The 12,682-nt window shown below is 72.9% G+C and carries 12 protein-coding genes; 5 read left to right on the plus strand and 7 right to left on the minus strand.

Annotation, left to right across the window (positions count from 1 at the left end):
- The first annotated feature begins 1 nt into the window (after window position 1).
- Complete coding sequence (locus tag LRS74_RS25340) at window positions 2-715, plus strand: response regulator transcription factor (RefSeq protein WP_277744927.1); 714 nt, start codon at window positions 2-4, stop codon at window positions 713-715.
- A 200-nt stretch (window positions 716-915) separates the two neighbouring features.
- A complete protein-coding gene (locus LRS74_RS25345; protein WP_277743165.1) occupies window positions 916-1,944 on the plus strand; it encodes a 6-phosphofructokinase in 1,029 nt (342 codons plus the stop codon).
- A gap of 251 nt (window positions 1,945-2,195) precedes the next feature.
- On the opposite strand, the gene LRS74_RS25350 is transcribed toward LRS74_RS25345, so the two are convergent.
- The 3 genes from LRS74_RS25350 to LRS74_RS25360 all read right to left on the minus strand — a co-directional run bounded on the left by LRS74_RS25350 (window position 2,196) and on the right by LRS74_RS25360 (window position 5,111).
- A complete protein-coding gene (locus LRS74_RS25350) occupies window positions 2,196-4,229 on the minus strand; it encodes an anthranilate synthase family protein (RefSeq protein ID WP_277743166.1) in 2,034 nt (677 codons plus the stop codon).
- A gap of 205 nt (window positions 4,230-4,434) precedes the next feature.
- The gene (locus LRS74_RS25355; protein WP_277743167.1) at window positions 4,435-4,758 is read right to left on the minus strand and encodes a hypothetical protein; all 324 of its coding nucleotides are present in this window, start codon (window positions 4,756-4,758) and stop codon (window positions 4,435-4,437) included.
- 44 nt (window positions 4,759-4,802) lie between these two features.
- Window positions 4,803-5,111, minus strand: a complete 309-nt coding sequence (locus LRS74_RS25360; RefSeq protein WP_277743168.1) for a hypothetical protein — start codon at window positions 5,109-5,111, stop codon at window positions 4,803-4,805.
- A 216-nt stretch (window positions 5,112-5,327) separates the two neighbouring features.
- On the opposite strand from LRS74_RS25360, the gene LRS74_RS25365 reads away from it, so the two are divergent.
- Window positions 5,328-6,677, plus strand: coding sequence for a 3-deoxy-7-phosphoheptulonate synthase class II (locus tag LRS74_RS25365; RefSeq protein ID WP_144384735.1), 1,350 nt, complete (start codon window positions 5,328-5,330; stop codon window positions 6,675-6,677).
- A 182-nt stretch (window positions 6,678-6,859) separates the two neighbouring features.
- On the plus strand, window positions 6,860-7,090 hold the full coding sequence (locus LRS74_RS25370; protein ID WP_277743169.1) for a (2Fe-2S)-binding protein: 231 nt from the start codon (window positions 6,860-6,862) through the stop codon (window positions 7,088-7,090).
- Window positions 7,091-7,117: 27 nt separating this feature from the next.
- On the opposite strand, the gene bfr is transcribed toward LRS74_RS25370, so the two are convergent.
- A complete protein-coding gene (gene bfr, locus LRS74_RS25375) occupies window positions 7,118-7,597 on the minus strand; it encodes a bacterioferritin (RefSeq protein ID WP_277743170.1) in 480 nt (159 codons plus the stop codon).
- Window positions 7,598-7,752: 155 nt separating this feature from the next.
- Here bfr and LRS74_RS25380 point away from each other — a divergent pair, with 155 nt between their 5' ends.
- Complete coding sequence (locus LRS74_RS25380; protein WP_277743171.1) at window positions 7,753-8,376, plus strand: sulfite oxidase-like oxidoreductase; 624 nt, start codon at window positions 7,753-7,755, stop codon at window positions 8,374-8,376.
- A 2-nt stretch (window positions 8,377-8,378) separates the two neighbouring features.
- Here the strand turns inward: LRS74_RS25380 and LRS74_RS25385 are convergent, their stop codons facing one another.
- The 3 genes from LRS74_RS25385 to LRS74_RS25395 all read right to left on the minus strand — a co-directional run bounded on the left by LRS74_RS25385 (window position 8,379) and on the right by LRS74_RS25395 (window position 12,680).
- The gene (locus LRS74_RS25385; RefSeq protein WP_277743172.1) at window positions 8,379-9,254 is read right to left on the minus strand and encodes a deoxyribonuclease IV; all 876 of its coding nucleotides are present in this window, start codon (window positions 9,252-9,254) and stop codon (window positions 8,379-8,381) included.
- 392 nt (window positions 9,255-9,646) lie between these two features.
- Window positions 9,647-11,620, minus strand: coding sequence for a Stk1 family PASTA domain-containing Ser/Thr kinase (gene pknB / locus LRS74_RS25390; RefSeq protein WP_277743173.1), 1,974 nt, complete (start codon window positions 11,618-11,620; stop codon window positions 9,647-9,649).
- A 259-nt stretch (window positions 11,621-11,879) separates the two neighbouring features.
- The gene (locus tag LRS74_RS25395) at window positions 11,880-12,680 is read right to left on the minus strand and encodes a thiazole synthase (RefSeq protein WP_277743174.1); all 801 of its coding nucleotides are present in this window, start codon (window positions 12,678-12,680) and stop codon (window positions 11,880-11,882) included.
- Window positions 12,681-12,682: the final 2 nt, after the last annotated feature.

Raw genomic sequence — 12,682 nt, forward strand, 5'->3', positions numbered from 1 at the left:
CATGGGTGGGCTGAGCGAGTCGAGCGAGCGGCGGGAGGAGCGCGAGCCGCTGGGCGGCACCAGGGTGATGGTGGTCGACGACCACCCCATGTGGCGCGACGCGGTCGCCCGGGACCTGGCCGAGGCCGGGTTCGAGGTGGTCGCCACGGCCGGCGACGGACCGCAGGCGGTGCGGCGCGCCAAGGCCGCCGAGCCCGAGGTGCTGGTGCTCGACCTCAACCTCCCCGGCCTGCCCGGCGTGCAGGTCTGCAAGGAGCTCGTCGCCGTCATGCCCGGGCTGCGGGTGCTGGTGCTCTCCGCCAGCGGCGAGCACGCGGACGTGCTGGAGGCGGTGAAGTCCGGCGCCGCCGGCTATCTGCTCAAGTCGGCCAGCACCGAGGAGCTGTTGGACGCGGTGCGGCGGACCGCCGCCGGTGACGCGGTGTTCACCCCGGGCCTGGCGGGCCTGGTGCTCGGCGAGTACCGGCGGCTGGCCGGCGAGCCCGCCCCGGCCGCCGCCGGCGAGCCGGCCGCCCCACGGCTCACCGAGCGCGAGACCGAGGTGCTGCGCCTGGTGGCCAAGGGGCTCTCGTACAAGCAGATCGCGGAGCGCCTGGTCATCTCGCATCGCACGGTGCAGAACCATGTGCAGAACACCCTCGGCAAGCTGCAACTGCACAACCGCGTGGAGCTGGTGCGGTACGCGATCGAGCGCGGCCTGGACGAGGGCGCGTGACCGCTGCCGTTCTCCCGGCGGGCCGCCCCCTGGCCTGACCCCGCGGGGCGTGACCCCGGTGGTGGACCCTCGTCCGGGTGAACCGCCGGGACCAACGCCCTTGGGACGATGCGGAATTCACTCTCCCCTTCCCCTTTGTGACCTGGATCACCGTTAGCGTGGCTCCCGGTACCGGGTCCATCACGGAGAAGGGAAGAAAGATGCGGGTCGGAGTGCTGACCGGCGGCGGCGACTGCCCCGGTCTCAACGCGGTCATCCGCGCCGTCGTCCGCAAGGGCGTGCAGGAGTACGGCTACGACTTCACCGGCTTCCGGGACGGCTGGCGCGGGCCGTTGGAGGGCGACACCGTCGAACTCGACATCCGCGCGGTGCGCGGCATCCTGCCGCGCGGCGGGACCATCCTGGGGTCCTCGCGCACCAACCCCTTCTCCTGTGAGAACGGCGTCCGCCGGATCAAGGAGAACCTCGTCAAGCACGAGGTGGACGCGCTGATCGCCATCGGCGGCGAGGACACCCTGGGCGTCGCGGCCCGACTCAGCGACGAGTTCGGCGTCCGGTGCGTGGGCGTCCCCAAGACCATCGACAACGACCTGTCCGCCACGGACTACACCTTCGGCTTCGACACCGCCGTCAACATCGCCACCGAGGCCATCGACCGTCTCCACACCACCGCCGAGTCGCACATGCGGGTCCTGGTGGTGGAGGTGATGGGCCGGCACGCGGGCTGGATCGCGCTGCACTCCGGGCTCGCCGGCGGCGCCAACGTCATCCTCATCCCCGAACAGCGCTTCGACCTCGACCAGGTCTGCGCCTGGGTGGAGTCCCGATTCAAGATCCGCTATGCCCCGATCGTGGTGGTCGCCGAGGGCGCCATGCCCAAGGACGGCGACGCGGTCCTCAAGGACGAGTCCCTCGACTCCTTCGGTCATGTGCGGCTCTCCGGCATCGGCGAGTGGCTCGCCAAGGAGATCGAGAAGCGCACCGGCAAGGAGGCCAGGACCACCGTCCTCGGGCACGTTCAGCGCGGCGGCACCCCCAGCGCCTTCGACCGCTGGCTCGCCACCCGCTTCGGGCTGCACGCGATCGACGCCGTGCGCGACGAGGACTTCGGCACGATGGTCGCCCTGCGCGGCACCGACGTCGTCCGCGTCCCGCTCGCCGACGCCACCACCTCCCTCAAGACGGTCGACCCGTCGCTGTACGTGGAGGCCGGGGTCTTCTTCGGCTGACCCCCGGCCGACCGCCGTGGAGCCCGGCCGCCACCCGGCCGGGCGCCACGGGCCGCACCGCTTACCGCGTGGGGCGCGCGTACGGCGCCCGCGCGGTGGTCCGCCGTTCCGCGCGGGGCGCTGTTCCAGCGGTCTGCCGTTCCGTGCGGTCCGCTGGTCCGTGCGGTCCGCCGTTCCGCGCGGGGCGCGGGCGCGCCCACCGTTCCGTGGCCCCGCGCGGGGCGCCCCTCACCCATGCACGGCCGCCGGATTCACACGTGCACGGCCGCCAGCAGCTCCGCGGTGATCGAGGCGCCGTCCAGCGTCAGCACCGACTCGGGGTGGAACTGCACGCCCGCGAAGCCCGGTCCGCGCAGCGCGTGGACATCCCCGTTCACCGGGTCCCGGCTCAGCTCGATCCGGTGCGCGGCCAGCTCCGCGGCGACCGCGTCGTCGCACCGCGCGGTGAAGGTGTTGTAGAAGCCGACGGTCTCCGGCCGCCCGAAGAAGTCGATCCGCTCCTGGGCGCCCTGGAACGGCACGTCCTTCCGCACGATCTCCAGCCCCAGCTCGGCCGCGATCAGCTCATGGCCCAGGCACACCCCGAACAAGAAGGCGTGGCCCGAAGGGCCTCCGTGAGGGGTGGCGGCCGGGTGACGGGTGGGACCGTGTCGGTGATCGCGCAACAGTTCCCCGGCCAGCCCGCGCAGCAACGCCATCTTCGGGTCCGTCCGGTCCATCGGGTCGCCCGGCCCCGGCCCCAGCACCACCGGCCCCCGGTGCGCCAGCGCGGTCTCCCGCAGCCCCGGTTCGTCGTAGCGCCGCACGGTCACCTCCAGGCCGGAGGTGCGCAGCAGATGGGCGAGCATCGCGGTGAAGGTGTCCTCGCCGTCGATCACCAGCGCGTGCCCCGCCGGCCCGGCGGGCCCGCCGGCCCCGGCCGGGGTCTGCATGCGCAGCCAGAACGGCGCCAGATCCGCGCGCCGGGCGTCCAGCGCGGCGCGCACCCGCGGGTCGTCCGCGAGCCGGGGCACCGGCGCCCCGTCCGGCCCGGGGCGGACGGGCGCCGACCGCACCCCGAGGGCGGTGAGCACCCCGGCGGCCTTGGCGTGGGTCTCGGCGACCTCCCCGCGCGGGTCGGAGTGGCGGACCAGGGTGGCGCCGACCGGCACCCGGAGGAAGCCGGTGGCGTCGATGTCGGCGGTGCGGATGAGGATCGGCGAATCCAGGGTCTGCGCCCCGCCCGCGTCCCGCCCGATGAGCGCCAGGGCGCCCGCGTAGTAGCCCCGCCCACCCGGCTCGTGCCGCTCGATCACCCGGCAGGCGTTCTGCACCGGGGAGCCGGTGACCGTGGCCGCGAACATGGTCTCCCGCAGCACGTCCCGCACGTCCAGCGAGGAGCGGCCGCGCAGCTCGTACTCGGTGTGCGCCAGGTGCGCCATCTCCCGCAGCCGGGGCCCGACGACCACCCCGCCCATGTCGCCGACGGTGCACATCATCTTCAGCTCCTCGTCCACGACCATGGACAGCTCCTCCACCTCCTTGCGGTCGCCGAGGAACTCCAGCAGCCCGGCCGTGCTCGCGCCCTCGCGCGGATAGCGGTAGGTCCCGCTGATCGGGTTCATCACGACGGTGCCTCCGGACATCCGCACATGCACCTCGGGGCTGGCCCCGACCAGCGTGCGGCCGTCCGCCAGGCACACCGCGTACGTCCAGTACGCGCCGCGCTCGCCCGCCAGCAGCCGCCGGAACAGGGCCAGCGCGTCGCGCGCCGAGTACCCCTCGATCCGGCCCTCGAAGGTCCGGCGGATGACGAAGTTGGCGCCCTCGCCGGTGCCGATCTCGTCCGCGATGACGCGTTCGACGATCGCGGCGTACTCCTCGTCGCTCACGTCGAAGGCCCCGCCCTCGACGCGCACCTCGTGCGCGGGCAGCGCCGCCAGCACCTCCTCCAGCGGCAGCTCGTGGCTCTCCCGCGGGTGCAGCACCGCCAGCGGGGTGCCGTCGTCGCGGACGTCGAAGCCGCGCTCGCGGATCTGTCGGAACGGGACCAGGGCGAGCGCGTCGTGGACCGCCGCGCCCCCTGCGGGCCTGCCTGTCGGCAGCGGGATGTCGGTCAGCCGCTCCGCCTCGGTGACCGGGCCGATCAGCACCTCCACGGTGTCGCCGGAGCGACCGGGGGTGCGGCGGTGCAGCAGGGCGAAGGAGGTGGCGTCCGCGGGCGGCGCCGGCCGCGGACGGTCGTCGGTGGCGGACGGGACGGCGGAAAGCAGTCGCCGCAGGACAGCGGGGGTATCGCGGTGCATGTCGGGTGGTTCCTTCCGGTCTGGGGAGCCGGAGGGGAGGACCCGCGGATACGCCGAAGGCCGCCCCTCGGGCGGCCTTCGCGTGGTGATCTGGAGTACGCGCGATCAGTGGGCCGCCGGATGAGCGGTCCACCACCAGTTCATGGTCGGGGTCGATGGCGCGAACATGTCCGGAACCCTACCCGACGCCGGGCCGGGGACGGGGTCAGTTCCACGGATTGGCCGGCTGGTCGTTGATCGCCGTCCAGAAACGGGTGTTCTTCGGCAGGTCGCCGTAGGCCCAGAAGGACCAGCCACCGGTGTACTCGAGGTTCGGCCCGTAGTGACCGTCGTGGAACTCGGCCATCCGCCAGCCCGCCCCGAAGGCGGCCTGGCAGACACTGTCCGCGGCCGTCCGGCTGTTCAGCCGCGAGCCGCGCACCGGCTGGCTGGCGGCGACCGTGCCCTGCGCCCAGCCGTTGTAGAAGCCGGGGGTGATCCCGTCGGGCACCGGACTGCCGTCGACCTTGAGGCACAGCACCGGCAGCACGGCGGTCGCCGGGGTGTCGCCGCGGTACGGGTCGTTTGAGAATGTCAGGCGCGGAGCGTCCGTTGAGGGTGGTGGTGGGTGACGGGTGGGACGCCCGGGCCGCCCACCTGGACCGTGCCGTCGGGCCCTGTGGCCATCCAGGCCCAGGTCATCCCCGGGTGGGTGGCGGGCGGGGCCGGGCGGGCGGCGGTGGAGGGGGACGGGAGCGGGGTCGTCGGGCGGGCCTCGGCGGGGACGGCGGTCAGCGAGACCAGGGCCAGGGAGGCGGCGGCGGTCGCGGTCGCGGCGGTGCGGCGCAGCGTCTTCGTACGGGTCGGGCGCGCACGGAACGTCTTCGTACGGAGCATGGTCATCAGTACTCCCTCGGACGACGGGACGGCTGGCGGAGCGGGACCAGCGTCCAGCGGAGCGCACGATTCCCCCATTGCTTCCGCACCCCGTGGCCATAACCCGCCGCAGGTGTGCCGAATAGCGCCGCCTGCACCGAGGGGTGCCCGCCCATCGAGGCGAGTTGTCTCATCCTGTGGGCAGTGGGCCGAATGCCGGACGCGACCCCGTAGGGTGGAAAGGTGACCGTGAACGCTGAAACCCACGCCGGTGGCAACACCTGGCGCTCCCTTCCCGCGGCGCAGCAGCCCGACTGGCCGGACCAAGAGGCTCTGCGCGATGTCATCGCCGAGCTCGAGTCCTATCCGCCGCTCGTCTTCGCCGGCGAGTGCGACCAGCTGCGCGCCCGGCTGGGGGCCGTCGCCCGTGGCGAGGCGTTTCTGCTCCAGGGCGGTGACTGCGCCGAGGCGTTCGACGCCGTCGGTGCCGACCAGATCCGCAACAAGCTCAAGACGCTGCTCCAGATGGGCGCGGTCCTGACGTACGCCGGCTCCGTCCCGGTGGTCAAGGTCGGCCGGATCGCCGGCCAGTACAGCAAGCCGCGCTCGAAGCCGACCGAGACCCGGGACGGGGTGACGCTGCCCACCTACCGCGGCGACTCCGTCAACGGCTTCGAGTTCACCGCCGAGGCCCGGATCCCGGACCCGCAGCGGCTGAAGCGGATGTACCACGCCTCCGCCTCCACGCTGAACCTCGTGCGCGCCTTCACCACGGGTGGCTACGCGGACCTGCGCCAGGTGCACGCCTGGAACCAGGACTTCGTGAAGTCCTCCCCGTCCGGCCAGCGCTACGAGGCGCTGGCGCGCGAGATCGACCGGGCGCTGAACTTCATGAACGCCTGCGGGGTGGACCCGGAGGAGTTCAAGACCGTCGAGTTCTACTCCTCGCACGAGGCGCTGATCCTCGACTACGAGTCGGCGCTGACCCGCACGGACTCGCGCACCGGGCAGCTGTACGACGTCTCCGGCCACATGGTGTGGATCGGTGAGCGCACCCGGCAGCTCGACGGGGCGCACCTCGAGTTCGCCTCCCGGATCCGCAACCCGATCGGCGTGAAGCTCGGCCCGACCAGCACGCCGGAGGACGCGCTCACGCTGATCGAGCGGCTGGACCCGGACCGCGAGCCGGGCCGGCTCACCTTCATCACCCGGATGGGCGCGGACAAGATCCGCGAGAAGCTGCCCAACCTGGTGGAGAAGGTCACCGCCTCCGGCGCCCAGGTGGTCTGGGTGTGCGACCCGATGCACGGCAACACCTTCGAGGCGGCTTCCGGGCACAAGACCCGGCGCTTCGACGACGTGCTGGACGAGGTCAAGGGCTTCTTCGAGGTCCACAAGGGCCTCGGCACCCACCCGGGCGGCATCCATGTGGAGCTGACCGGCGACGACGTCACCGAGTGCGTGGGCGGCGGCGACGAGATCTTCGTCGACGACCTGCACCAGCGCTACGAGACGGCCTGCGACCCGCGGCTCAACCGCAGCCAGTCGCTGGACCTGGCGTTCCTGGTCGCGGAGATGTACCGGGACCAGTGACGAGCCGGTGGGTCCCGGACCTGTGGGGTCCGGGATGCCGGTGAGCTGAGAACTCCAGGTGGGGCGCGGATCACAGCGATCCGCGCCCCACTGCTCTGTTAGGTTGCTCCAGGGGCGGGTAAGGTAAGCATTACCTCACTGATCAGCCGGTCGGCTGGTCGTTCCTCGCTCTGGAGAACCGCGTGTACGTCTGCTCATGCTTCGGCATCACCGAGAAGCAGGTGCGCGAGCATGCGGCATCCGGCGCCTGCACCCCTCGCCAGATAGCCGGCGCCTGCAAGGCGGGCACGGACTGCGGCTCGTGCGTCCGGCGCATCCAGGAGCTGCTCGGGCGTGGCTCCTGCCCCCGCCGCGAGCTGGTGAACCAGGGCACCTCGTCCCCGGTCGCCGCGCTGACCGCCGGCGCCGCATGACGCTGGGCCTCGATCCGCGCCCCCGCCTCAGCCCTCCGGCTGCTCGATGACCTGCGCGATGTAGAGCGGTTCGCCGAGCTTCTCGATCAGCTCCAGCTGGGTGTCGAGGTAGTCGATGTGCTGCTCCTCGTCCGCCAGGATGGACTCGAAGATATTGGCCGAGGTGATGTCGCCCTTGGCCCGCATGATCTCGATCCCGCGCCGCAGCCGGTCGATCGCCTCGACCTCCACCTCCCGGTCCGCCTGGAACATCTCGGTGATGGTCTGCCCGATGCGGACGTGGAACAGCCGCTGGTAGTTGGGCAGGCCGTCCAGGAAGAGGATCCGGTCGGTCAGCACCTCGGCGTGCTTCATCTCGTCGAAGGACTCGTGCCGGGTGTACTTCGCGAGCTTGGTCCAGCCCATGTTCTCCTGCATCTTCGAGTGCAGGAAGTACTGGTTGATCGCGGTCAGCTCGGCGGTGAGCTGCTCGTTGAGGTACTCGATGACCTCGGGGTCGCCCTGCATCGAGGGGCTCCTTCCATCCACGCGGAGATCGGCGGCTTGCGCGCATCCTCGCATCGCCTGATCGAAATCGTCTAGTAAGTTCACGCTTAGTGCTGCTTGTCCGTATCGTCCGATCCTGGTCACGACCACCCCCGGAGGTCTGACACCATGGAGCCATGGGTCAATCGGACAGCCGCGAAGGAGAGCTCGCGCAGTTGCCTCCGGGGCAGCGGCTACAGCGCGGTTGGCCGGTGACGCACTACGGGCCGGTCCCGAAGTTCAAGCCGGACCGCTGGGAGTTCCGGGTCTTCGGCGCGACCACCGACGGCGACAAGCGGGCCTGGACGCACGACGAGTTCTCGGCGCTGCCGTACACGACCGCCGTCGCCGATCTGCACTGCGTCACCAAGTTCAGCATGCTGGGCGCGGAGTGGGGCGGTGTCGCCGCCCGTACGATCCTCGAACTCGCCCCGCCCGCGCCGCAGGCCACCCATGTGATGGTGTGGGCCGAGTACGGCTTCAGCTCGAACCTCCGGCTGGCGGACTTCGCCTCCGAGCGGGCGATCTTCGCCACCCACAAGGACGGCGAGCCGCTCACCGCCGAACACGGCTTCCCGGTCCGCCTCATCGTGCCGCACCTGTACGCCTGGAAGGGCCCCAAGTGGGTCCGTGGCGTGGAGTACATGACCGCCGACCGCCGCGGCTTCTGGGAGGAGCGCGGCTACCACAACATCGGCGACCCCTGGCGCGAGCAGCGCTACTCGTACCAGGAGGAACCGGGCGACGGACCGGAGCTGTAGGTCTAGCGGTCGCGCAACTCCTTGAGCAGGGCGACGTCCCGGGTCGCGCCCTCCTTGGCGCCGGGCGTCTCCGTCACCAGCGGCACGCCCTCGGTAGCCGGGTGCCGGAACAGCTCGGCGAACGCCTCGGCGCCGATGTGACCGACGCCGATGTTGGCGTGCCGGTCCCGGTGGGCTCCCACCACGTCCTTGGAGTCGTTGGCGTGGATCAGCTTCAGCCGCCCCTCGCCGACCACCGACACCAGCTCGTCCAGGCTCTGCTTCACCCCGCCCGGGGCGGCCAGGTCGTGCCCGGCCGCGAAGACATGGCAGGTGTCCAGGCAGACGCCCAGCCGGGGATGGCGGTCCAGCGCCTCGAAGTACGGCCCGAGGTCCTCCAGCAGTGAGCACAGCGACGCGCCCTGCCCGGCCGTGGGCTCCAGCAGCAGCCAGGGGTCGTCGTCCCGGTCCAGCTCATCCAGCAGCGGCAACACACACTCCCTGACCTGCGCCAACGCCACCTCGCGGGTCCGACCGCCGGTCGCCGAGCCGGTGTGGACGACCACCCCCAGCGCGCCGATCGCCCGGCCGCGCAGCAGCGAGTGCCGCAGTGACGCACAGGACCTCTCCACCGTCGCCGGGGTGTGCGAGCCGAAGTTGATCAGGTACGGGGCGTGGACGTACGCCGGCAACGACTCCTCGGCGCAGGCGGCCCGGAACGCCTCGTCCTGGGCCGGGCTGCCGACGGGTGTGGCCCACCCGCGCGGGTTGGCGACGAAGACCTGCACGGTCTCCGCGCCGATGTCACGCGCGAACGGCAGCCCGGCCCGGGCGAGGCCGCCGGCCACCGGGACGTGGCTGCCGATCGGATTGCGGGTGCGGGAAGGCGACGTACTCACCTCCCCAGGGTGCCAGGCGCCGCCCGACCGCCGGACACCGGCCACCGGCCCCCGTCCCACGCTCCGCCCGCGCGGGGCGAGCGCCAGGGCGCGCGGACGGCCGGGGCGCGCGGGTGGCCGGGGCGGGAGCGTCGCCGCCTCGCGACTCGTGCGGGGTGGGCGCGCGCCCGCGCGGGCGAGCGCAAGCACGGAAGGCGTGCCCGCGCGGGGCACGCGCATGCCTGTGCGCCCGGAACCCGCGCCCGCGCGGTGGGACGCCGAAGCGGGCCGCCCCTGCCCGGCGGAGCCGCTCGGCCGGCCGGCGGGTCGGCCGGGCTGACGGTCGGCTGGGCTGACGGGTCGCCCGGGTCGGCGCTCCGGGTCCGCGCCCCGGTCCGGGGCGGGCCGTCCGGCTAGAGGAGGCCGTCCACCGAGAGCGTGATCGTGCTGCCCTCGGGCGCCTTCTCGCCCCCGTCCACCGACTGGTCGGTCACCTCGTCACCGGCGAACAGCAGCGGCTCGTCCACCTCGACCGTGAAGCCGAGGCCCTCCAGCTGCTCCTTGGCGTCGTCGACGTTCTCGCCCTCGACGTCCGGAACCTCGACCATCCGCGGGCCCTTGGAGACGGTCAGCGTGATGGTGTCGCCCTTGACCGCCTTGCGGTTCCCGGGGAGCGACTGGCGGGCCACGGTGCCCGCGTCCTCCTCCGAGAACACCTTGTCCACGGCGATCTCGACCTTGAAGCCCGCCTGGCGCAGGTCCTCCTCGGCGTCCCCCACCTGATCGCCGACGACGTCCGGGACGTCGATCGGCGCGCCCATGCTGATGGTGATCGCGACGGCGGTGTCCGGGCGGCGCTGAGTGCCGGGCCGGGGGTCGGTGGCCAGCACGGTGCCCTCCGGGGTCTCGGTGCTGGAGTCGCGGGTCACCTTGCCCACGCTCAGCCCGGCCTCGGTGATCTTCTTCTTGGCCTCGGCGAGCGGGATGCCCACCACGTTGGGCATCTCGGTCCGCGGCCGGCCCTTGGAGACGGTGATGGTCACGGTCCCCGTGTTGCGGATCCGGTCGCCGACGCCGGGCTTGCTGGCGATGACCTCGCCCTTGGGCACGGCGTCGCTGAACTCCTCCTTCACCACCACGTCCAGGCCCTTGCCGCGCAGCTTCCGCTCCGCCTCGGCCCGGCTCAGGCTGAGCACCGACGGCACCTCGGTGAACTGTCCGTAGCTGACGTACCAGACGCCCGCGCCGATGCCCAGGGCGAGGAGCACGGCGGCGACCAGCGTCAGCATCCGGCGGCGCGGCGACAGGGCGCCCAGCCGGGACGTGCGGGGCGGGCGCGGCCCGCCGCCCTGCCCGACCGCGGGCCGTGGCGGGAGCTCCAGCCGGGTGGTGGCGCCCAGCGGCGCGTCGGCGCCGCCGGCACCGGCCGGGAGCGGCGCGCCGCCGCCGGGTATGGGCCGGGCTATGACGCTCGTGCGGTCCTCGGCGTTGTCGTGCTCCTGGGCGCGGCTCGCCGGCGGGACCAGGTCCAGCTGCGCGTCGCCGAGGCCCGCGCGGGCGGCCTGCGCCTGCGCCAGCAGCGCGACGGCGTCGGTGGGGCGCTGCTCGGGGTCGCGGGCGGTGGCGCTCGCCACCAGGGCGTCCAGCTCGGGGGCGAGCCCCGGCACCAGCTCGGACGGCGGGACGATGTCCCCGTTCAGGTGCTGGTAGAGGATCTGCGCCGGGGTGTCGCCGGTGTGCGGCTTGCTGCCGGTCAGCATCTCGTAGACGACCACACCGCAGGCGTAGACGTCCGCGCGGGTGTCCGCGGTGCCGTGCTCGATCTGCTCGGGCGCCAGGTAGGAGACGGTGCCCAGGACCGTCCCGGTGGAGGAGCTGGTGGCGGTGTCCACGGCCCGCGCGAGCCCGAAGTCGGCGACCTTGACCCTGCCGTCGTCGCCGATCAGGACGTTCTCGGGCTTCATGTCCCGGTGGACGAACCCGGCCAGGTGCGCGGCGCCCAGGGCGGCCAGCATCGGCTCCAGGATGTCCAGTGCCGCGCGGGGCTGCAGCGCGCCGCGCTCGCGCAGCACGTCGCGCAGGGTGCACCCGGGCACGTACTCCATCGCGAGGTAGACGTACGTCCCGTCGGTGCCCTGGTCGAAGACGCCCACGACGTTGGGGTGGGCGAGGCGCGCCACGGACTTCGCCTCGCGGATGAAGCGGTCGACGAAGGCGGCGTCGGCGGCGAGCGTCGGGTGCATCACCTTGAGGGCGAGCACCCGGTCGAGCCGGGTGTCCACGGCCCGGTAGACCGTGGCCATGCCGCCCACGGCGATCCGCGCCTCGACGCGGTACCGGCCGTCGAGCACCTGCCCGACGAGGGGGTCCTGCAGGGTCGTATCCACGAGAGAGGAGTGTACGAGCCCCACCCGACACGCCGTGTCACCTGCGGCGCCACCTCGGAGACTGAAGCCGAACGGTGACAGGCGCGGCCGAGTCGCCGGGGCGGCCTGTGTCGACCCGGCCCGATTCATGCCGTATGCGCGGGCGGTGCGGGCCGCCCGCGCGGTCGCGCCCCGCGCGGCTCGTGTCCGTGTCGCGTGCCGCGCGGGTCGTGCCCCGCGCGGTCGTGTCCGTGTCGCGTGCCGCGCGGGGCCGCGTTCGTCAGGACGTGAAGGCCGGCCGTTCCGGGTCGAAGTCGGCGACGCCCTCGGTGGGCGAGGAGGCCCGCGCGAAGTGGCGGCGGGGAATGCGGCCCGCGCGGTGGGCCAGTCGGCCCGCCTCCACGGCGTGCCGCATGGCGCCGGCCATCAGCTCCGGGTGCTGGGCCCGGGTGACCGCCGAGGCGAGCATCACCGCGGCACAGCCCAGCTCCATGGCCAGCGCCGCGTCCGAGGCGGTGCCCGCGCCCGCGTCCAGGATCACCGGGACACCGGCGCGCTCGGTGATCAGCTGGAAGTTGTGCGGGTTGCGGATGCCGAGCCCGGAGCCGATGGGGGAGCCGAGCGGCATGATCGCGGCGCAGCCGACGTCCTCCAGCTTGCGGGCCAGGACCGGGTCGTCGTTGGTGTACGGCAGCACGGTGAAGCCGTCGTCGACGAGGACCTCGGCGGCGTCCAGCAGCTCGACCGGGTCCGGGAGCAGGGTGCGCTCGTCGGCCACCACCTCCAGCTTGATCCAGTCGGTGCCGAGCGCCTCCCGGGCCAGCCGGGCGGTGAGCACCGCCTCGCCCGCGGTGAAGCAGCCCGCGGTGTTCGGCAGCACCCGGATGCCGTGCTTGTTCAGCACGGACAGCACCGAGCCCTGCACGGTCGGGTCCAGGCGGCGCATCGCCACGGTGGTGAGCTCGGTCCCGGAGGCGAGCAGCGCGCGCTCCAGCACCTCCAGGCTGGGCGCCCCGCCGGTGCCCATGATCAGCCGGGAGGCGAAGGCGGTGCCCGCGATGAGCAGCGGGTCGTCGGCCATGG

The sequence above is a fragment of the Streptomyces sp. LX-29 genome (genome assembly GCF_029541745.1).
GTDB lineage: Bacteria > Actinomycetota > Actinomycetes > Streptomycetales > Streptomycetaceae > Streptomyces.

Coding starts and splice junctions, on each gene's coding strand:
- LRS74_RS25360 (WP_277743168.1), bottom strand. CDS start 5,111: ATGACCATGCTCCGTACGAAGACGTTCCGTGCGCGCCCGACCCGTACG.
- bfr (WP_277743170.1), bottom strand. CDS start 7,597: ATGCAGGGCGACCCCGAGGTCATCGAGTACCTCAACGAGCAGCTCACC.
- LRS74_RS25380 (WP_277743171.1), top strand. CDS start 7,753: ATGGGTCAATCGGACAGCCGCGAAGGAGAGCTCGCGCAGTTGCCTCCG.
- LRS74_RS25340 (WP_277744927.1), top strand. CDS start 2: ATGGGTGGGCTGAGCGAGTCGAGCGAGCGGCGGGAGGAGCGCGAGCCG.
- LRS74_RS25345 (WP_277743165.1), top strand. CDS start 916: ATGCGGGTCGGAGTGCTGACCGGCGGCGGCGACTGCCCCGGTCTCAAC.
- LRS74_RS25350 (WP_277743166.1), bottom strand. CDS start 4,229: ATGCACCGCGATACCCCCGCTGTCCTGCGGCGACTGCTTTCCGCCGTC.
- LRS74_RS25395 (WP_277743174.1), bottom strand. CDS start 12,680: ATGGCCGACGACCCGCTGCTCATCGCGGGCACCGCCTTCGCCTCCCGG.